The sequence below is a fragment of the Burkholderia sp. AU15512 genome, from assembly GCF_002223325.1.
GTDB lineage: Bacteria > Pseudomonadota > Gammaproteobacteria > Burkholderiales > Burkholderiaceae > Burkholderia.
Map to the genome: position 1 here is coordinate 705,808 of NZ_NKEX01000003.1, position 19,985 is coordinate 725,792.

The 19,985-nt window shown below is 67.1% G+C and carries 17 protein-coding genes; 13 read left to right on the plus strand and 4 right to left on the minus strand.

Annotated features, from left to right (window positions below):
* Nucleotides 1–148: 148 nt before the first annotated feature.
* The 11 genes from CFB43_RS05945 to CFB43_RS06010 all read left to right on the plus strand — a co-directional run bounded on the left by CFB43_RS05945 (nt 149) and on the right by CFB43_RS06010 (nt 12,830).
* Nucleotides 149–838, plus strand: a complete 690-nt coding sequence (locus CFB43_RS05945; protein ID WP_089439580.1) for an ABC transporter permease — start codon at nt 149–151, stop codon at nt 836–838.
* Nucleotides 835–1,548, plus strand: a complete 714-nt coding sequence (locus CFB43_RS05950; RefSeq protein ID WP_011351456.1) for an ABC transporter permease — start codon at nt 835–837, stop codon at nt 1,546–1,548. Before CFB43_RS05945 ends, CFB43_RS05950 begins: the two co-directional genes overlap by 4 nt.
* Before the next feature lie 20 nt (nt 1,549–1,568).
* Nucleotides 1,569–2,369, plus strand: a complete 801-nt coding sequence (locus tag CFB43_RS05955; protein WP_089494407.1) for an ABC transporter ATP-binding protein — start codon at nt 1,569–1,571, stop codon at nt 2,367–2,369.
* A 22-nt stretch (nt 2,370–2,391) separates the two neighbouring features.
* Nucleotides 2,392–3,435: a GlxA family transcriptional regulator gene (locus tag CFB43_RS05960; RefSeq protein WP_089494408.1), complete on the plus strand. Its 1,044-nt coding sequence runs from the start codon at nt 2,392–2,394 to the stop codon at nt 3,433–3,435.
* A 1,036-nt stretch (nt 3,436–4,471) separates the two neighbouring features.
* The gene (locus CFB43_RS05975; protein ID WP_089494409.1) at nt 4,472–5,704 is read left to right on the plus strand and encodes an aspartate aminotransferase family protein; all 1,233 of its coding nucleotides are present in this window, start codon (nt 4,472–4,474) and stop codon (nt 5,702–5,704) included.
* A 30-nt stretch (nt 5,705–5,734) separates the two neighbouring features.
* Nucleotides 5,735–6,787, plus strand: coding sequence for an arginine/ornithine succinyltransferase subunit alpha (gene aruF, locus CFB43_RS05980; protein WP_089494410.1), 1,053 nt, complete (start codon nt 5,735–5,737; stop codon nt 6,785–6,787).
* Complete coding sequence (astA, locus tag CFB43_RS05985) at nt 6,784–7,815, plus strand: arginine N-succinyltransferase (protein WP_089494411.1); 1,032 nt, start codon at nt 6,784–6,786, stop codon at nt 7,813–7,815. The genes aruF and astA overlap by 4 nt, the downstream gene beginning before the upstream one ends.
* Before the next feature lie 7 nt (nt 7,816–7,822).
* Entirely contained in the window at nt 7,823–9,286 is a 1,464-nt protein-coding gene (gene astD / locus CFB43_RS05990; protein ID WP_089494412.1) for a succinylglutamate-semialdehyde dehydrogenase, read from the plus strand.
* Nucleotides 9,287–9,300: 14 nt separating this feature from the next.
* Nucleotides 9,301–10,641, plus strand: coding sequence for an N-succinylarginine dihydrolase (gene astB / locus CFB43_RS05995; RefSeq protein WP_047850485.1), 1,341 nt, complete (start codon nt 9,301–9,303; stop codon nt 10,639–10,641).
* Nucleotides 10,625–11,680, plus strand: a complete 1,056-nt coding sequence (gene astE / locus CFB43_RS06000; protein ID WP_089494413.1) for a succinylglutamate desuccinylase — start codon at nt 10,625–10,627, stop codon at nt 11,678–11,680. Before astB ends, astE begins: the two co-directional genes overlap by 17 nt.
* 355 nt (nt 11,681–12,035) lie before the next feature.
* Nucleotides 12,036–12,830 carry an ABC transporter substrate-binding protein gene (locus tag CFB43_RS06010; protein WP_043182082.1) on the plus strand — a complete coding sequence of 265 codons (795 nt, stop codon included), beginning with the start codon at nt 12,036–12,038 and terminating at the stop codon, nt 12,828–12,830.
* 108 nt (nt 12,831–12,938) lie between these two features.
* On the opposite strand, the gene CFB43_RS06015 is transcribed toward CFB43_RS06010, so the two are convergent.
* Together CFB43_RS06015 and cdpA are read right to left on the minus strand one after the other, a co-directional pair.
* On the minus strand, nt 12,939–14,438 hold the full coding sequence (locus CFB43_RS06015; RefSeq protein ID WP_089494414.1) for an HDOD domain-containing protein: 1,500 nt from the start codon (nt 14,436–14,438) through the stop codon (nt 12,939–12,941).
* 27 nt (nt 14,439–14,465) lie between these two features.
* Complete coding sequence (gene cdpA / locus CFB43_RS06020; protein WP_206150870.1) at nt 14,466–16,208, minus strand: putative bifunctional diguanylate cyclase/phosphodiesterase; 1,743 nt, start codon at nt 16,206–16,208, stop codon at nt 14,466–14,468.
* Nucleotides 16,209–16,487: 279 nt separating this feature from the next.
* Between cdpA and CFB43_RS06025 the strand changes: the two genes are divergently transcribed.
* Nucleotides 16,488–17,042, plus strand: coding sequence for a peroxiredoxin (locus CFB43_RS06025; protein ID WP_089494415.1), 555 nt, complete (start codon nt 16,488–16,490; stop codon nt 17,040–17,042).
* Between the two features lie 80 nt (nt 17,043–17,122).
* Here the strand turns inward: CFB43_RS06025 and CFB43_RS06030 are convergent, their stop codons facing one another.
* Complete coding sequence (locus tag CFB43_RS06030; RefSeq protein ID WP_089439591.1) at nt 17,123–17,752, minus strand: NAD(P)H-binding protein; 630 nt, start codon at nt 17,750–17,752, stop codon at nt 17,123–17,125.
* Between the two features lie 267 nt (nt 17,753–18,019).
* Here CFB43_RS06030 and CFB43_RS06035 point away from each other — a divergent pair, with 267 nt between their 5' ends.
* Nucleotides 18,020–19,510, plus strand: coding sequence for an NYN domain-containing protein (locus CFB43_RS06035; RefSeq protein ID WP_089494416.1), 1,491 nt, complete (start codon nt 18,020–18,022; stop codon nt 19,508–19,510).
* A 79-nt stretch (nt 19,511–19,589) separates the two neighbouring features.
* Here the strand turns inward: CFB43_RS06035 and CFB43_RS06040 are convergent, their stop codons facing one another.
* On the minus strand, nt 19,590–19,973 hold the full coding sequence (locus CFB43_RS06040) for a VOC family protein (protein ID WP_089494417.1): 384 nt from the start codon (nt 19,971–19,973) through the stop codon (nt 19,590–19,592).
* Nucleotides 19,974–19,985 lie beyond the last annotated feature (12 nt).

Here is a 19,985-nt window from a genome sequence, read left to right on the forward strand (position 1 = left end):
GTGGTTGCAAATGATGGGACAGATTGTTGCGACGCAGCAATCACCGGCAAGGTGGTTTGAGGCAATCAATTTCGCTTGCGACTATCCGCGTCAGCCCGGCGCGGGACAGGCATACGCGTCGGCATCCATTCCAACTCTGGAGACGCGCGTGTTCCTTTACGGCTTTGGTCCTGTCCTCTGGGCCGGCACCGTGCAGACCATCGAGCTGTCGGTGCTGTCGCTCGCCACTGCGGTGGCGCTGGGGCTGATCGGCGCGGTGGCGAAGCTGTCGCACAACCGGGTGCTGCGAGCGATCGCGACCGGCTATACGACGCTGATCCGCTCGGTGCCCGATCTCGTCCTGATGCTGCTGTTGTTCTACAGCATCCAGATCTGGCTGAACCAGTTCACCGACTTCGTCGGCTGGAACCAGATCGACATCGACCCGTTCGTGGCCGGCGTGCTGACGCTCGGCTTCATCTATGGCGCGTACTTCACCGAGACGTTCCGCGGCGCGTTCCTGTCGGTGCCGCGCGGCCAGCTCGAAGCCGGCGCGGCGTACGGGATGAGCGGCGCGCGCGTGTTCGCCCGGATCATGTTTCCGCAGATGATGCGCTTCGCGCTGCCCGGGATCGGGAACAACTGGCAGGTGCTCGTGAAGGCCACCGCGCTGGTGTCGATCATCGGTCTCGCGGACGTCGTGAAGGCCGCGCAGGACGCCGGCAAGAGCACGTTCAACATGTTCTTCTTCATCCTCGTCGCGGCGCTGATCTATCTCGCGATCACGACCGTTTCCAACCTCGTGCTGATCCAGCTCGAGAAGCGTTATTCCATGGGCGTGCGGCACGCAGATCTATGATCGAAATTCTCCAGGAATTCGGCCAGGCGTTCCTTTACTGGGACGGCCAGCGCCTCTCCGGCCTCGCGGTGACGCTGTGGCTGCTCGTCGCGTCGATTTCGCTCGGCTTCGTGTGCGCGGTGCCGCTCGCGGTCGCACGCGTGTCGAAGAACAAGTGGGTGTCGACGCCGGTGCGGTTCTACACGTACGTGTTCCGCGGCACGCCGCTCTACGTGCAGTTGCTGCTGCTGTACACGGGCATGTACAGCCTCGAGTTCGTGCGTTCGCACTCGCTGCTCGACGCGTTCTTCCGCAGCGGCTTCAACTGCGCGATTCTCGCGTTCGCGCTGAACACCTGCGCGTACACCACGGAGATCTTCGCGGGTGCGATCCGCGCGATTCCGCACGGTGAAGTGGAGGCTGCGCGGGCGTACGGGATGTCGCCGTTCACGATGTATCGCCGCGTGATCCTGCCGTCGGCGCTGCGCCGCGCGCTGCCGCTGTACAGCAACGAGGTGATCCTGATGCTGCACGCGACGACCGTTGCGTTTACCGCGACCGTGCCGGACATCCTGAAGGTCGCGCGCGACGCGAATTCGGCGACCTACATGGCGTTCCAGTCGTTCGGGATCGCCGCGCTGATCTATCTTGCGGTATCGTTCGCACTCGTCGCGGCGTTTCGCCGCGCGGAGCGCCACTGGCTTGCGTATCTCGCGGCCGCCCGTCATTGAATCACTTCGAGGAGAGCCAGTTGGCCGAGATCACTCAACCGAGCGCTGCCGCTTCCACCAAGCTTGCCGCGGTCGACATTCACAAGCGCTACGGTGACAACGAAGTGCTCAAGGGCGTGTCGCTGAACGCGAAGGCCGGCGACGTCATCAGCATCATCGGCGCGAGCGGCTCGGGCAAGAGCACGTTCCTGCGCTGCATCAATTTTCTCGAGCGGCCGAATGCGGGGCAGATCGTCGTCGACGGCGAGGCCGTGCGCACGAAGACCGACCGCGCCGGCGCGCTCGAAGTCGCCGATCACAAGCAGCTGCAGCGCATTCGCACGAAGCTCGCGATGGTGTTCCAGCACTTCAACCTCTGGGCGCACATGAACGTGCTCGAGAACGTGATGGAAGCGCCGGTGCACGTGCTCGGCATTTCGAAGAAGGAAGCCGAGGAGCGGGCGCGCGAGTACCTGGAGAAGGTCGGCTTGCCGCCGCGCGTCGAGAAGCAGTATCCGTCGCATCTGTCGGGTGGCCAGCAGCAGCGCGTGGCGATTGCGCGGGCGCTCGCGATGCATCCGGACGTGATGCTGTTCGACGAGCCGACGTCGGCGCTCGACCCGGAACTCGTCGGTGAAGTGCTGAAGGTGATGCAGAAGCTGGCCGAGGAAGGCCGCACGATGATCGTCGTCACGCACGAAATGGGCTTTGCGCGCAACGTGTCGAACCACGTGATGTTCCTGCATCAGGGGCGGACCGAGGAAGAGGGCGACCCGAAGGAAGTGCTGGTCCGCCCGCAGAGCGAGCGGCTGAAGCAGTTCCTGTCGGGCAGTCTCAAGTAACGCGACAGGGCAGGTTTCGACCGTGGTACCGGTGTCTCGTCCCGCAGGCGCCACCCGCACGACGCAGGTGGCGATCGTTGCATTGCCGCCCGTGTCGATGTCGGGCGTGGGTCCGATCGTCGATGCGCTGAATCTCGCGAACGAGATCGACGGGCGGCTGCTGTATCGGTGGCAGGTGTGTTCGTGGGACGGGCGGCCGGTGCCGCTCGCCGGCGGCGCGCAGTGGCATGCCGATGCGGCGTTCAACGATGCGATCGCGTGTGACTGGGTGATCGTCGTGTCGGAGCGGTTTCAGCAGTTTGCCGACTATCGGTTGTTTCTCGCGAGTCTCGCGAGGGTGGGGCAGCGCACGCCTGTCGTCACCGGGATTCATCATGGCGTTTGGTGGCTGGCCATGGCCGGGCAGCTTTCCGGGTATCGCGTGAGCGTGAACTGGGAGACGTATCAGCAGTTCGCCGAACAGTTCGAGCGGTCGATCGTCACGCAGCAGATCTTCGAGATCGATCGCGATCGGGCTACCTGTGCCGGTGGGCAGGCTACTGTTGATTTCATGCTGGCCATGATTGGCCGGGAACATGGGCCGGACCTCGCGGAGAGGATCGCCGATGCGCTCGGCGCCGGGACTTTGCGCAGCGGCGAGGAGCGGCAGCGGATTCCTTTCGTGACTGCGCCGGGCGAGCGGCATCCTCGGTTGAATGATGCTTTGCTGCTCATGGAAGCCAATGTCGAGGATCCGTTGACCACCGATGAGATCGCCGAGCTCGTTGGCGTGTCACGCCGGCAACTGGAGCGGCTCTTTCGACAGTATCTCGGGGCGATGCCCTCCAAGTATTACCTCAATCTTCGGTTGCTCAAGGCTCGGACTCAGTTGCAGCGGACTAGCAAGTCGGTTGTTCAGGTTAGCCTTGCCTGTGGGTTCTCTTCTGCTGCGCACTTTTCTAACGCTTACCGCGAAAGGTTTGGAGTCACGCCTCGGGAGGATCGGAGAGCCTGGCTCGAGAAGCAAACCGGGGGCGGCGGCGAGCCTCGCGGGGGCGCGCTTGTCGAGCGCGGGGGGAAGGATTGATTTTGGTTTTTTTGGCGGTTCGCTTGCGGTTGGCGTGAAGCACCTGTTGTCTTAGCGGTCTATTAGCGTCGCCCCTGCGCGGGGCGGCGGTTACTTTTCTTTGTCTTGCCAAAGAAAAGTAACCAAAAGAAAGGCGCTGTGAGAACGCAAGACCTCCCGGTGCCATGGCACTCGGAGTGGGCCGCGCCTAAGTGTCCGCGCCAGTCACGAACACGGAGTGGTTCGAGCAATGGTTCTGACACCCCCCACTACCCAACAGAGCGGTATACCGCCCGCTAGCTCCATCCTCGCTACGCTCGGCTGCAAGGTACTTCACGTCGCGTTGCATGCGCTCACATGCTTCTGCCAGCGCTGCATCAGCAAAGCACGCAACCCTCTTTTCTCACACCATTCGTACCCGATCGGACTGCTTGCCATCGGTGAGTGTTGGATAACGGCGTGAGCACGTAAGTGCGTGCTGCGTCCCTTTTTCGTGGCGAATGAGGGCATGCCTTGATTCGCTGAATTCGGGGGCTCGCGAGCGATTGCTGGAACTGATTGACCTGGAGCGTTACTGGCGGGGGTGTCCCTGTCGGCCGAGCGCAGCGAGGGCGGAGCTAGCGGGCGGTATACCGCTCTGTTGGGTAGTGGAGGGTGTCAGAACCATTGCTCGAACCACTCCGTGTTCTGGACTGGCGCGGACACTTAGGCGCGATCCACTCCGAGTGCCACGGCACCGGGAGGTCATGCGTTCTCCGAGCGCCTTTCTTTTGGTTACTTTTCTTTGGCAAGACAAAGAAAAGTAACCGCCGCCCCGCGCAGGGGCGACGCTAATAGACCGCTAAGACAACAGGTGCTTCACGCCAACCGCAAGCGACCCACCCAAAAAGCCTCAAAATACGCCCACCGAAACCGAACCCCCGCCCGCCCGGAAGGGCAAAAACAAACCGCACTATCCGCTTCCGATAGAACCCGTCGCAATTCCGCAAGACGCTTGCGTCACCCTTACCTAAACTTGATCCTGTTGAACCCTCTTACGAAACCGAAAGGAACGACCATGACGACCTCGACCGTGACCCGCCAGACATTCGATGAAGTGATGGTGCCGGTATTTTCCCCCGCGCCGTTCGTGCCGGATCGCGCAGAGGGCTCCCGCGTGTGGGATACGGCCGGCCGCGAGTACATCGACTTCGCGTGCGGCATCGCGGTGACGTCGCTGGGCCACGGCCACCCGGAACTGCTGAAAGTCCTGGACGAACAAGGCCGCAAGCTCTGGCACATCGGCAACGGCTACACGAACGAGCCGGTGCTGCGCCTCGCGAAGCGTCTCGAATCGCTGACTTTCGCCGACCGCGCGTTCTTCGCGAACTCCGGCGCGGAAGCGAACGAAGCCGCCCTGAAACTCGCGCGCCGCGTCGCATTCGATCGCCACGGCGCCGATAAAGCCGAAATCATCTCGTTCGTCCAGTCGTTCCACGGCCGCACGTTCTTCACGGTCAGCGTCGGCGGCCAGCCGAAATACTCGGAAGGCTTCGGCCCCGTGCCGGAAGGCATCAAGCACCTGCCGTACAACGACATCGAAGCCGCGAAGGCCGCGATCGGCCCGCAAACCTGCGCGGTGATCGTCGAGCCGGTGCAAGGCGAAGGCGGCGTGATCCCGGCCGATCCGGCCTTCCTGAAGGCGCTGCGCGAAGCGTGCGATGCGCACGGCGCGCTGCTGATTTTCGATGAAGTGCAAACGGGCGTCGGCCGCACGGGCCAGTTTTACGCTTACATGGATTCCGGCGTCACGCCGGACATCCTGACGACCGCCAAGGCGCTCGGCAACGGCTTCCCGATCGGCGCGATGCTGACGACGAACGAACTCGCTGCGCACTTCAAGGTCGGCGTGCACGGCACGACGTACGGCGGCAACCCGCTCGCATCGGCGATCGGCGACAAGGTCGTCGAACTGATCAGCGACCCGGCACTGCTCGAAGGCGTGCGCGAACGCAGCGTGCGCCTGAAAGGCGCGCTCGAGCGCATCAACGCGCGCTTCGGCATCTTCAAGGACGTACGCGGCAAGGGCCTGCTCGTCGGCGCGGAACTCACCGCGGCATTCGACGGCCGCGCGAAGGACTTCGTCACCGCCGCCGCGGAAAACGGCCTGATCATGCTGATCGCCGGCCCGAACGTGCTGCGCTTCGTGCCGTCGCTGGTGATTCCGTTCGACCTGCTCGACGAAGGCATGAAGCGCTTCGAGAAGGCAGTCGAGCAAGTGCTCGCCGCCCAGGAAGCCACCGCGCGCTGATCGGCGCACCCATCGCAGACAGGAACGACGATGCTATTTGTTCGCCCCGGCAAACTCACGGATCTCGATGCGCTCGCGCACATGGCGCGCACCGCGCAGCCGGTCCTGCACTCGCTGCCACACGACCGCGCGGCGCTCGAGGCGCGCGTGGCGCTCTCCGAGGATTCGTTTCGCGCGGACGTCGACTTCGCCGGCGAGGAGTTCTACCTCTTCGTGCTCGAGGATTCGTCGACCGGCAAGCTGCTCGGCACGGCGAGCATCGTGGCCGCAGCCGGTTACTCGGAGCCGTTCTATGCGTTCCGCAACGACGCATTGATCCACGCGTCGCGCGAGCTGCACGTGAACCGCAAGATCCACGCGCTCACGATGTCGCACGAGCTGACCGGCAAGAGCCGGCTGGCGGGCTTCTACGTCGATCCGTCGCTGCGCGGCGACGCGGCCGCGCACCTGATCTCGCGTGCGCGGATGATGTACATCGCCGCGAACCGCCGCCGCTTCACGCCGGAAGTGTTCACGCTGCTGCTCGGCGTGAGCGACGGCAACGGCGCATCGCCGTTCTGGGAAGCGGTGGGCCGCAAGTTCTTCGGCCGCGACTTCACCGACGTCGACATCGCGTCGGGCGGCCGCAGCCGGACCTTCATCGCGGAAGTGATGCCGGCGTATCCGCTCTACGTGCCGCTGCTGCCGGAAGCCGCGCAGCGCGTGCTCGGCGAGCCGAACGAATCGGCGCTGCTCGCCTATGACATCCATCTCGAGGAAGGCTTCGAGCCCGACCGCTTCGTCGACATCTTCGACGCGGGCCCGGTGCTGACCGCGCAAGTCGACCGCACCGCGTGCGTGAAGCACGGCGCCGAGCGCACCGTGCGCGAGGCCGCGCACCAGCAGGGCGATGTCGCCTACATGGTGTCGACGGGCAGCGGCGAATCGTTCCGCTGCGTGCTGGCCGACCTGCCGGGCGACGCGGGTGACGCGCCGCTGGCCGGCGACGTGCGCGCGGCGCTCGATGTGAAGGATGGCGATGTCGTGCGCTGCGTGCCGCTGCACCGCCGCGACGATGAAGATTTGAAGGGAGACGCAGCATGATCGTCGTTCGGGTCGTACAAACGGGCGACGTCGACGCGCTCGTGTCGCTCGCGAAGGAAACCGGGCCGGGCCTGACCACGTTCAAGCCCGACCGCGACGCGCTCGCCGCGCGCATCGAGCGCACGCGCCGCACGCTCGCGGGCGAGGCGGCGGCCGGCGAGGCCGGCTACTTCTTCGTGATGGAAGAATCGAAGACGGGCGACATCGCGGGCGTGTGCGGGATCGAGACGCAGGTCGGCCTCGAACAGCCGTTCTACAACTACCGCGTGAGCACGGTCGTGCACGCGAGCCAGGAGCTCGGCGTGTGGACGCGGATGTCCGCGCTGAACATCTCGCACGACCTGACCGGTTACGCGGAAGTGTGCTCGCTGTTCCTGAGCCCGCGCTATCGCACGGGCGGCGTGGGCGGGCTGCTGTCGCGCTCGCGCTTCATGTTCATCGCGCAATTCCGCGAGCGCTTTCCAGAACGCATCTGCGCGGAACTGCGCGGCCACTTCGACGAGGACGGCACGTCGCCGTTCTGGCGCGCAGTCGGTTCGCACTTCTACCAGATCGATTTCAACGCGGCCGACTACTTGAGCTCGCACGGCCGCAAGTCGTTCCTCGCGGAACTGATGCCGCGCTATCCGGTGTACGTCGACCTGCTGCCGCAGGACGCGCAGGACGCGGTCGGCCTCACGCACCGCGATACGCTGCCGGCCCGCAAGATGCTCGAGGCGGAAGGGCTGCGTTACCAGAATCACGTCGACATCTTCGACGCGGGCCCCGTGCTCGAATGCCACGTCAACGACCTGCGCACGGTGCGCGAGAGCGTCGTCGTGCCGGTCGCGATCGGTGTGCCGGATGCGCGGGAAGACGCCCCGAAGTCGCTCGTGTCGAACACGTCGCTCACCGACTTCCGCGTCGGCGTCGCGCCGGGCGTGGTCGCGAACGGCTCGTTCGTGCTGTCGGCCGACGATGCCGTCGCGCTCGACGTGAAGGCCGGCGATCCGGTCCGCGTGCTGCCGCTCAAAGTCAAACAGGGATAAACGAATCATGACGGAACTCTTCATCGACGGCGCCTGGGTCGCAGGCTCGGGCCCCGTGTTCGCTTCGCGCAACCCCGGCACCGACGAGATCGCATGGCAGGGTGAAAGCGCGTCGGCAGCCGACGTCGATCGTGCGGTCGCAAGCGCGCGCCGCGCCTTCGCCGGCTGGTCGGCGCTCGACTTCGAATCGCGCTGCGCGATCGTCAAGCGTTTCGCCGCGTTGCTCACCGAACGCAAGGAAGCAATCGCGACCGCGATCGGCCGCGAGACGGGCAAGCCGCTGTGGGAAGCGCGCACGGAAGTCGCGTCGATGGCCGCGAAGGTCGGCATTTCGATCCAGGCTTACCAGGAACGCACCGGCGAGAAGCGTCAGGACATGGCCGATGGCGTCGCGGTGCTGCGCCATCGCCCGCACGGCGTGGTCGCGGTGTTCGGCCCGTACAACTTCCCCGGCCACTTGCCGAACGGCCATATCGTGCCCGCGCTGATCGCCGGCAATGCGGTCGTGTTCAAGCCGTCGGAGCTCGCACCGGGCGTCGCGCGTGCGACGGTCGAAGTGTGGAAGGAAGCGGGGCTGCCGGACGGCGTGCTGAACCTCGTGCAGGGCGAGAAGGACACGGGCATCGCGCTCGCGAATCATCGGCAGATCGACGGGCTGTTCTTCACCGGCAGCTCGGATACCGGCACGCTGCTGCACAAGCAGTTCGGCGGCCGTCCTGAAATCGTGCTCGCGCTCGAGATGGGCGGCAACAACCCGCTCGTGATCGGCGAAGTCGAGGATATCGACGCGGCCGTCCATCACACCATCCAGTCGGCGTTCCTGTCGGCCGGCCAGCGCTGCACGTGCGCGCGCCGCATCTTCGTGCCGCAGGGCGCGTTCGGCGACCGCTTCCTCGCGCGCTTCGCCGACGTCACGTCGAAGATCACGGCCGACGTGTTCGACGCCGATCCGCAGCCGTTCATGGGCGCGGTGATCTCGGCGCGTGCCGCGGCGAAGCTCGTCGACGCACAGTCGCGCCTGATCGAGCAGGGCGCGAAGCCGATCATCGCGATGACGCAGCGCGATCCGCGCCTCGGCTTCGTGAACGCGGCGATCGTCGACGTCACGGGCGTCGCGAACCTGCCGGACGAAGAACATTTCGGCCCGCTCGCGCAGATCGTCCGCTACGCGACGTTCGACGAAGCGATCGAGCGCGCGAACGACACCGCGTTCGGCCTGTCCGCCGGCCTGCTGGCCGACGACGCGAACGCATGGGAACAGTTCCGCCGCACCATTCGCGCCGGGATCGTCAACTGGAACCGGCCGACCAACGGCGCGTCGTCCGCCGCGCCGTTCGGCGGCACCGGCCGCTCGGGCAACCATCGCCCGAGCGCGTACTACGCGGCCGACTATTGCGCGTATCCGATGGCGTCGGTGGAAAGCACGCAACTGACCTTGCCCGCGAGCCTGTCGCCGGGCCTGCATTTCTGATCGAGGGAACGACGATGAACGCACAAGAAGCCAATTTCGACGGGCTCGTCGGCCCGACCCACAACTATGCCGGGCTGTCGTTCGGCAACGTGGCGTCGCTCAACAACGAAAAGTCGGCCGCGAACCCGAAGGCCGCCGCGAAGCAGGGGCTGCGCAAGATGAAGCAGCTCGCGGATCTCGGCTTCGCGCAAGGCGTGCTGCCGCCGCAGGAGCGGCCGTCGCTGCGCCTGCTGCGCGAGCTCGGCTTCTCCGGCAAGGACGCGGACGTGATCGCGAAGGCCGCGAAGCAGGCGCCCGAACTGCTCGCCGCGGCGAGCTCGGCATCGGCGATGTGGACCGCGAACGCGGCCACCGTCAGCCCGTCGGCCGACACGAGCGACGGCCGCGTGCACTTCACGCCGGCCAACCTGTGCAGCAAGCTGCATCGCGCGATCGAGCACGAAGCGACGCGCCGCACGCTGTCGACGCTGTTCGCCGATCCCGCGCATTTCGCGGTGCACGAAGCGCTGACCGGCACGCCGGCACTCGGCGACGAAGGCGCGGCGAACCACACGCGCTTTTGCGCCGAATACGGCAAGCCGGGCATCGAGTTCTTCGTGTACGGCCGCGCGGAATACCGCCGCGGCCCCGAGCCGAAGCGCTTCCCGGCGCGCCAGACCTTCGAGGCGAGCCGCGCGGTCGCGCATCGCCACGGCCTTGCCGAGGAGGCGACGGTCTATGCGCAGCAGGATCCGGACGTGATCGACGCGGGCGTGTTCCACAACGACGTGATCTCGGTCGGCAACCGCGACACGCTGTTCACGCACGAGCGCGCGTTCGTCAACAAGCAGGCGATCTACGACACGCTGACCGCCGCGCTCGACGCACGCGGTGCGCGCCTGAACGTGATCGAGGTGCCCGAGGCCGCCGTGAGCGTGAACGACGCGGTGACGTCGTACCTGTTCAACAGCCAGCTGCTGTCGCGCGCGGACGGCTCGCAGGTGCTCGTCGTGCCGCAGGAATGCCGCGAGAACGGCAACGTCGCGGCCTATCTCGACGAACTCGCGGCCGGCAACGGCCCGATCCACGACGTGCTCGTGTTCGACCTGCGCGAAAGCATGAAGAACGGCGGCGGCCCTGCGTGCCTGCGCCTGCGCGTCGTGCTGAACGAAGCGGAGCGCGCGGCCGTCACGTCGAACGTGTGGATCAACGACACGCTGTTCGCGTCGCTCGACACGTGGATCGACCGGCACTATCGCGACCGCCTCGCACCGGAAGACCTCGCCGATCCTGCGCTGCTCGACGAATCGCGCACTGCGCTCGACGAGCTCACGCAGATCCTGCGCGTCGGTTCGCTGTATGACTTCCAGCGCTGATTCCCGCATGGCCGGCGCGCTGCTCGACGACTTCCTCGCGTTCACGCTGACCGGCAGCGCACCGTCCGCGACGGACGGCACCTGCGCGGCCGGCGCCGTGCGCTGGCAATGGCGCGGCGACGGGCTGCTCGCGCTCGAACCGGTGGCGGCCGAGGCCGCCGGCGCGGCGCGCGCGAGCGTGCTCGTGTCGGCCGGCGTGCACGGCGACGAGACGGCGCCGATCGAGCTGCTGTCGATGCTCGTGCGCGATCTCGCCTCGGGCGCGCTGCCGCTCGCGTGCCGGCTGCTCGTCGTGCTCGGCAACGTGCCGGCGATGCGTGCCGGCGAACGCTATCTCGACGACGACCTGAACCGCCTGTTCAGCGGCCGTCACGCGCAGGTGCCCGACAGCCGCGAAGCACCGCGCGCCGTGCAGCTCGAAGCGGCCGCCGCTGCATTCTTCGCGGCGGCGCCGGCCGGCGCCGCGCGCTGGCATATCGACATGCATACGGCGATCCGCGCGTCGGTGTTCGAGCAGTTCGCGCTGCTGCCGCACACGGGCATGCCGCCGACGCGCACGATGTTCGAATGGCTAGGCGACGCGCGCATTGCGGCCGTGCTGCTGCATACCGCGAAGGGCAACACGTACTCGCATTTCACGGCCGAGCATTGCGGCGCGCTCGCGTGCACGCTGGAACTCGGCAAGGTGCGCCCGTTCGGCCAGAACGACCTGGCCCGCTTCGCGCCAGCCGACCGCGCGGTGCGCAAGCTCGTGTCGGGCGCGTCTCGTGAGGCCGACGCGCCGTTGCCGCGCGTCTTCACGGTGATCGACCAGATCACGAAGCAGAGCGATGCGCTCGAGCTGTTCGTCGCGGCCGACGTCGCGAACTTCACCGCGTTCGCACGCGGCACGGTGCTCGCGCAGGACGGCGATTACCGCTACACGGTGACGCACGACGAGGAGCGCATCGTGTTCCCGAATCCGTCGGTGAAGCCGGGTTTGCGCGCGGGCCTGCTCGTCGTCGATACGACTCGCGAGACGGTCGCCGCGCTCGTCTGACGGTGACCGGTTGTGCGTGGCCGCGGCAACCCGCGGCCCGCGCCTCGCCCGGCCACCATTCCTGTTTAGAGATAGCGTCCACCTGCCGCGCGGAAGGCCCGCGGGTCGCGCTTGCGTATTTGCGACATCGTCTTGCAAGTTCGACGGGCCGCCCGGCTGGCGTCGGCGCCCGCAGCGCAGCATCGCGGGCCGGCCGCTGCTTTGCCATATCGGGCCGCGCGGATTGGTACAATCGCGGCCTTGCGGCTGTTGCGCCGCATCACGGCGCGGCGGCAGCATTGCCGTGGTCATCCGACCCTGCAATGATGCATGCGCCCGTAGTTCCGGAACATTCGAGTATCGAGGAGAACACCTGATGAAGTTGGATTGGCGTAAAGTGGCCGCGCATGCGGTGGTGGCGGCATCGGCCGTGGCGGCAGGCAGCGCGATGGCAGCGGATCTGAAGGAGATCCGTTTCGGCGTCGAAGCCTCGTACGCGCCGTTCGAATACAAGACGCCCGACGGCAAGCTGACCGGCTTCGACATCGATATCGGCAACGCGGTGTGCGCGAAGCTGAAGACGAAGTGCGTGTGGGTCGAGAACGACTTCGACGGCCTGATCCCAGCGCTGCAGGCGCGCAAGTTCGACGCGATCAACTCGGACATGACGATCACCGACCAGCGCAAGCACGCGATCGCGTTCACCGATGCGATCTACACGATCCCGAACCAGCTGATCGCGAAGCAGGGCAGCGGCCTGCTGCCGACCCCGCAATCGCTGAAGGGCAAGCGCGTGGGCGTGCTGCAGGGCACGATCCAGGAAGCGTACGCGAAGAAGAAGTGGGCGCCGGCCGGCGTCGAAGTCGTGCCGTACCAGACGCAGGACCTGGCCTACGCCGACCTGAAGTCGGGCCGTCTCGACGCGACGTTCCAGGACGCGGAAGCCGGTTCGAAGGGCTTCCTGACGAAGCCGCAAGGCCAGGGCTTCGCGTTCGCGGGCGGTACCGTGAGCGACGCCGAGATCCTCGGCTCGGGCGTCGGCTTCGGCCTGCGCAAGAACGACGCGGCGCTGAAGACCGCGCTCGATCAGGCGCTGAAGGAACTGAAGGCCGACGGCACGATCGACAACCTCGCGAAGAAGTACTTCAGCGTGCCCGTGACGCTCAAGTAAGCGCGGCGTTCGATCGCACGATGCAAGCAAACCGGCCGCTGATGCGGCCGGTTTGTTTTTTGGGGGCGGAAATTGGCGGGAAACCGCGCAGCAGCGGCCGGCGGCGCGTCAGGCCGGAAAGAACCGGCCCAGTTCGCGCGCCAGCTCGTTGAGCACGGCCATCTCCTGCTGCGTGATCTTGCGCGCGGGCTGCGCGCCGGCCCAGTCGCCGTACAGCAGCGCGACGGTCGTCGCGCCGACGCGCACCGGCAGCAGCACGAACGCGCGCGTGTCGTCGAATGCGTCGAGATACCACGCGGGCAGACGCTTGAGCATCTTCGGCTCCTGCGCCTGCTCGATGAAGATGCCGACCGAGTTCGAGATCGCGAGATGAAACACGTCCGGCTCGAAACGCTCGTCGAAGCGCAGCCGGTCGAGCGTCGTATCGACGCCGGGGCCGAAGCCGAGGCGCGCGGCGAACATGCCGTCGTCGTGACGCACGAACATCACGGTGCGCGTGAACGCGAGGCCGGCCAGCAGGCTTTCCGACGCGAGCGCGAGCACCGGCGTCAGCACGTGCTCGGACGGCAACGCACGCAGGTCCGCGAGGCCGGCTTCGAGGCACGCCTCGGGCGCGGCCTGCGCACGCGCGATCGCATCGGCGTTCGCGCGCAGCTCGACGATCTCGCGCATCACGGTGTCGCTCGCTTCCTCGCGCGCGAGCCGCTCGGCGATCTCGACGAGCGCGTCGGCTTCCATGTCGAGTTCCGCGCCGTAGTGCTGCGCGAGCGCCGCGATGCGTGCGTCGCGCTGCGGGCTCGCGGGCATCACGAGCGCACCCGCGACGTCGGTCGAGCAGCGGCTGATCGCGCGCAGCCAGCGGACGCGGTCGGCCGGGCCGTCATCGCTCGCACGGCCCGCATCGTGATCGTCATCGTCGTTGCCGAACGCGCCGGCGTGGGCCACGTGGTCGTGATCGGCCATCCCCGCGCGAATCACGTCCGGCAAGCGCCAGCGCGCAGCCGCCTCGAGCCCGATCTCGTCGAAGCCGACGCCGAGCACATCGATGCAGGCGGCCGCTTCGTCGCCGTTCAGCTCGGCCGCGCGACGGCGGATCCGGTCCCATTCGCTGTCGAGATAGCAGACCACGAGCAGCTTGCCGACCTGGCGCATCAGCGTGCAGACGACGGCTTCCTCGCCCGCGCGCAGCTCGGCGCGCTCGGTGAGCTTGCGTGCGACGCAGCCGGACAGCAGCGCGCGGTTCAGCTCGAGCTTCGCGTCGATGCGCCGCGGCGTACTGTGGTGGAAATGGTCGACGAGCTTGAGCCCGACGACCAGGTGGCCGACGGCGTCCATGCCGAGCACCATCAGGGCGCGGGTCACGGTCGTGATGTTGCCGCCGAACGCCATGTACATCGCGGAGTTCGCGAGCCGCAGCACTTTCTGCGTGAGCGCGAAGTCCGACAGCACGACGCGCACGAGCGCGGTGAAGTCGAGGTCGTCGTTCTTCATCGCGGCCATCGTCGCGCGCAACGATTCCGACAGCAGCGGGAAATCGCCCCGTTCGTTCATCCGGGCCCACAGCTTGTCGAGCAATGCGGTGCGGGGCAGGTGTTCGGTGATTGACATACGGATCTGTCCGGTTCGCCGCGCGCGTCAGGCGGCGGCGTGCAGGTGCAGCTGCTGCGCCTCGAAGCGCCGCGCGAGCTCCTCGGACGGCAGCGCCTGGCAGACGAGCCAGCCCTGGATATGGTTGCAGCCCATCTCCGTCAGCAATTCGCGCTGCGCCTCGGTCTCGACGCCTTCGGCGACGAGTTCGAGATCGAGCGTCTGCGCGAGGCCGACCACCGCCGACACGATCGCGCGATCGTTGCGCGAGGTCAGCAGGTTCTCGACGAAACTGCGGTCGATCTTCAGCTTCGCGAGCGGGAAGCGCTGCAGGTACGCGAGGCTCGAATAGCCGGTGCCGAAATCGTCGATCGCGAAGCGGATGCCGAGATCGGTCAGCTCCTCGAGCAGCCCCTTGGCCTGCGCGGGATCGTGCATCAGCAGGCTTTCGGTGATTTCGAGCACGATGCGGCGCGGGTCGATGCCCGTCAGCGCGATCGCCTCGCGCACGCTCTGCGTGAAGCGCGGGTCGCGGAACTGCTGCGGCGACACGTTGACCGCCACGTACTGCAGCGCGAGCCCCTGGCGATCCCAGGCGACGAGCTGCATGCACGCGGCCTTGAGCACCCAGTTGCCGAGATAGTTGATCAGGCCGATCGATTCGGCGAGCGGAATGAAGGTCGCCGGCGGCACGAGGCCGTGCACCGGATGGCGCCAGCGGATCAGCGCCTCGACCCCGACCACCGCGCCCGACTGGCTGCGCGTGATCGGCTGGAAATGGAGCGAAAACTCGCCGTTGCGCACGCCGTCGTACAGGTCGGCTTCGAGCTTCAGCCGTTCGGCGTCGGCGGGATCGTCGACGGGGGCGTGGAACGCGAGCGCATTGCCGCCCGACGCCTTCGCCTGCGCGAGCGCGTGGTCGGCGCGGCGCAGCAGCGGGCTGTGGTGCTGCGCGCGGTGCGGCGCCGAGCGCTCGTCAGGGTAGAGCGCGATGCCGATGCTCGCGGACAGGTGCACGGTCTGCCCCTGGTACACGTAGGGCTCGCGCACCGCGGCCTGCAGCCGGCGGGCGAGTGCGTCCGCCGCATTGCTCGCCTGCGTACGGTTCGGTGCGCCGAGCACGACCGCGAACTTGTCGCTCGCGACGCGCGCGAGCTGCTCGTTCGGCGTGACGAGCGCCTTCAGCCGCTGCGCGGTCTCGCGCAGCAGCGTATCGCCCGCGTCGTAGCCGAGCGCGCGGTTGATCCGCTGGTAGTCGTCGAGGTCGAGCAGCAGCAGCGCCGCGCACGAGCCGTCCCCGTCGGCGGCCTGCTGCGCGCGCATCAGCGCTGGCACGAGCGCGGACAGGTTGTCGAGCCCCGTCATCGGGTCGTGGTGCATCTCGTAAGTCAGGCGCGCCTCGAGCGCGCGCCACGACGACACGTCGAACGCCGCGATCGCGAATCCGTCGACCCCGTGATGGCGGCTCTTGAACGCGCGGATCTCGACGTCCAGCGGGTAGGTGAGCGACTTGACGATGCACATCGTCGCCTTCTCGACCTGGCCGGAACGCGCGGCGCGTGCAAGCAGGCCTTCGAGCGCCGCGGTATCCTGTTCGGCGATCAGGTCGCGCAGCGTCAGCGTGTGCAGGTAGTCGCGGTGGTAGCCGATGAAGCGCAGGCTCGCGTCCGACACGTACAGAAAGCGCAGCTCGCGGTCGACATGGGCGAGGAAATCCACCGTGCCGACCGTCTGTTCCAGCCAGTTGCGCACGGAGTCGTCGCGTCGCGGCGCACCGGCGCGCGCGGGCATCAGCGCGCCGCCCGACCAGGCGAAGCGGCGCAGCGTATGCAAGGCGCTGCGCCAGGAGCCCTTGCGTGACGTCTGTTTCCTGTTGGCTTCCATGTTTCTCGCTGACGTGAAGGGCTGGAACCGGTTGTCCGGAAGGAATAACGGCAGACTGTGCGGAATCTTTAACGGACCGGCCGCGGATGGCGTTGCCGCTGGACCGGATCGGCCACGTGGGTGTTCGACAGGCGAACGCCGGCGGGGCCTACATTGAGGCTGACTTTATAAGAAATGAGGACGCAGATGAAGCGAAAACTGTTGCTGGGCGCCGCCGTGGCGGCGCTGGTGGCCGGCCATGCGCTGATGGCGCGGGCGGAATTGAAGCCGGGTGCCGCGGCGCCCGATTTCACGACGCAGGCGTCGCTGGGCGGCAAGACTTACACGTACTCGCTCGCGGACGCGCTGAAGCAGGGGCCGGTCGTGCTGTATTTCTATCCGGCCGCGTTCACGAAGGGCTGCACGATCGAGGCGCATGCGTTCGCGGACGCGGTCGACCGTTACAAGGCTTACGGTGCGACGGTGATCGGCGTCTCGGCTGACAAGATCGACACGCTGACGAAGTTCTCGGTGAGCGAGTGCCGGAGCAAGTTCCCGGTCGCGGCCGATCCGGACGCGAAGATCATCCGGGAATATGACGCGAAGCTGCCGGCGATCGACAAGGCGAACCGCGTGTCCTACGTGATTTCGCCGGAAGGGAAGGTGCTCTACGAATACACGAGCCTGTCGCCCGACAAGCACGTCGAGAACACGCTCGCCGCCGTGAAGGCGTGGGCGGACGCGCATCCGAAGAAGCAGTAAGCGGGCGGCCCGCACGGCAAAGCGGCCCGTCGTGCGGGCCGCCGGTACGGAGCGACGCAGCCGCCGCGCGTGAGAGGCCGTTATGCGCGCAATGCCTGTTCGATCGGCACGCTGCCGCCGACGAAGCCGACGATCTTGCGCGAGATGCCCAGCTTGATCGCCTCGATCGCGGCCCAGGCGACATCCTGGCGCGATACGGGTGGGGCGCCATCGAACCATGCGTCGGTGAGCGCGATCTTGCCGACACCCGGATCGTCCGTGAGCGGGCCGGGGCGCAGGATCGCGTAGTCGACGCCCGACGCGATCACGCGATCGTCGCCTTCGCGCTTCATCTGCGAATAGTGGCGCAGCGCGTCCGGGCCGAGCTCGGGCCGGTACGCGGACAGCGAGCTGATCACCACCAGCTTCTGCGCGTTGTAAGCCAGCGCGTATTCGGCCGCGCGGGCGACCGCGTCGCGGTCGACCTGCTCCTCTTCGGCCGCGCCCTCCGATTCGGCCGAGCCGGCCGCGTAGATCACGTGCGAGATGCCCTGGAATGCGTGCGAGAAATCGTTCGTCAGGTCGGCTTCGACCACTCGTGCGCCTGCCAGCGCATAGCCGTGGCGGCGCACGAGCGCCGTGACCTCGAACTCCGGCTGCTTGAGCAGCAGATCCGCGCAGGCCTGGCCCGTTCGGCCGGTCGCGCCAATCAGCAGTACCTTCGTCGTCATGAAACCGCTCCTTGCTCGATGCGTCATCCTTCCAGATAGGGACGGACGACCGATAACTCAAGTGTAATGTCGATTTGCCGCCGCGGAGGGGGTGTATTAAGGGGCATACCGGCAGCGGGCATACCGGCAGCGCGCGAACGACACCGACATTCCGGCCGCCATTCGTTCACACGGATGCGGGAATGCCGCGCCGACCGGCTATCATGTGCGCGATGCATTTTTCGCCGTTACGTCATACAACGCATCGGCCCACTGGTTGGAGTACACATGGCAATACCCCTGGACAACGTCAGCATGGCCGTGTTCTGCGACTTCGAGAACGTCGCGCTCGGCGTGCGCGACGCGAAGTACGAGAAGTTCGACATCAAGCCCGTGCTGGAGCGCCTGCTGCTGAAGGGCAGCATCGTCGTGAAGAAGGCCTATTGCGACTGGGATCGCTACAAGGGCTTCAAGGCGTCGATGCACGAGGCGAGCTTCGAGCTGATCGAGATTCCGCACGTGCGCCAGTCGGGCAAGAATTCGGCCGACATCCGGCTCGTCGTCGATGCGCTCGACCTTTGCTACACGAAGTCGCACGTCGATACGTTCGTGATCATCAGCGGCGACTCGGATTTTTCGCCGCTGGTGTCGAAGCTGCGCGAGAACGCGAAAAAGGTGATCGGCGTCGGCGTGAAGAAATCGACGTCGGACCTGCTGGTCGCGAACTGCGACGAATTCATCTTCTACGACGACCTGGTGCGCGAGCAGCAGCGCGCGCTCGCGAAGCGCGAACAGCAGCAGCGCGCGGGCAACGGCGGCGCGAAGCGACCCGACGAGCCGTCGTCGCGCAAGCACGACATGGACGCGCGCAAGGCCGAGGCGATCGCGCTGGCCGTCGAGACGTTCGACGCGTTGGCATCGGAGCGGGACGACGTCGGCAAGATCTGGGCGTCGGTGCTCAAGAGCGCGATCAAGCGTCGCAAGCCGGATTTCAACGAGTCGTACTACGGATTCCGCGCGTTCGGCAACCTGCTCGACGAGGCGCAGGCGCGCGGCCTGCTCGAAGTGGGGCGTGACGACAAGTCGGGCGCGTTCGTGTCGCGGGCACGCCAGCAGGCGGCCGCGGAGCACGTCACGGCGGGCGGTGAAGGCGGCGGACACGGCGGCGCGCACCACGGTACGCGCGCGGCCGAGCCGGCGCGGGCCGGACGCAATGCGCAACGTCGCGGGCAGCGGGCGGAAGCGGTCATGCACGAAAGCGTGCCGGTCGAGGCGGAAGTGGCCGAGGTCGCCGAGGTGGCCGACGCGGCACCGATGATGTCGCCGGCGGAAACGGCCGAAATGGCCGACGCGCATGGCGATGCGAAGGATGGCCGCAAGCGCGCGCGCAAGACCGCGGCGAAAAAGGCTGGCGCGAAGAAGGGCGCCGCCGCGAAGCGCGCAGGCCGTCAGGCAGCCGGGGAGCCGGACGCCGCCGGGCATGGCGCGCCGACGCACGGCGGCGACCAGCACGCGCACGGCAAGCATGCCGACGACGCGCATCGCGACGCGGAGCAGGGCGACGAGCGGCATGTCACGATGACGCACGCCGGGCCGGCGCCAGGCGATGCCGGCGGCGAGCGTGCCGCCGCCCATCCGTCGCACGACGCGGCACCGGCTGAAGCCCATGCCGAAGCGGTTGCGCAAACGCCGGCCGCTGCCAAGCCGAAGAAGCCGGCACGCAAGGCCGCACCGCGCGCCCGTCGTCCGCGCAAGCCGGCGGCGGACGCTGCCGAGTAACGTCGGTCGGCCGGATGCCGTCCCGAGCGGGGCGGCATCCGCGCCACGGTACCGGCCGGTGCAACGCCGGCCCGTCGAGCTAGCCGTTCAGCACATAAGGCTGCGTCATCACTTCGAGGAAGTGGCCGTCCGGATCGTCGAAGTACACGCCTCGGCCGCCGTTGTGGCGGTAGATGTCATCGGGCTGCCGCTTGGCCGGATCCGCCCAGTGCGGCAGCCCGCGCTCGCGAATGCGCGCGAGTACGCGATCGAAGCCTGCTTCGTCGAGCAGGAACGCGTAATGCTGCGACGCGATCGCTCCCGACCGTTCATAAAAATCGAGCGACACGCCGTTGCCGAGCGGGACGACCAGCATCGCGCCGAACGGGGTCGGCGGCGGCAATTCCAGCAGCTCGGTGAGGAAGCGGCTCGACGCGCGCTTGTCGCGGCACCAGACGATCGTGTGGTTGAGCTGAACGTTCATGGCGGGTTCCCG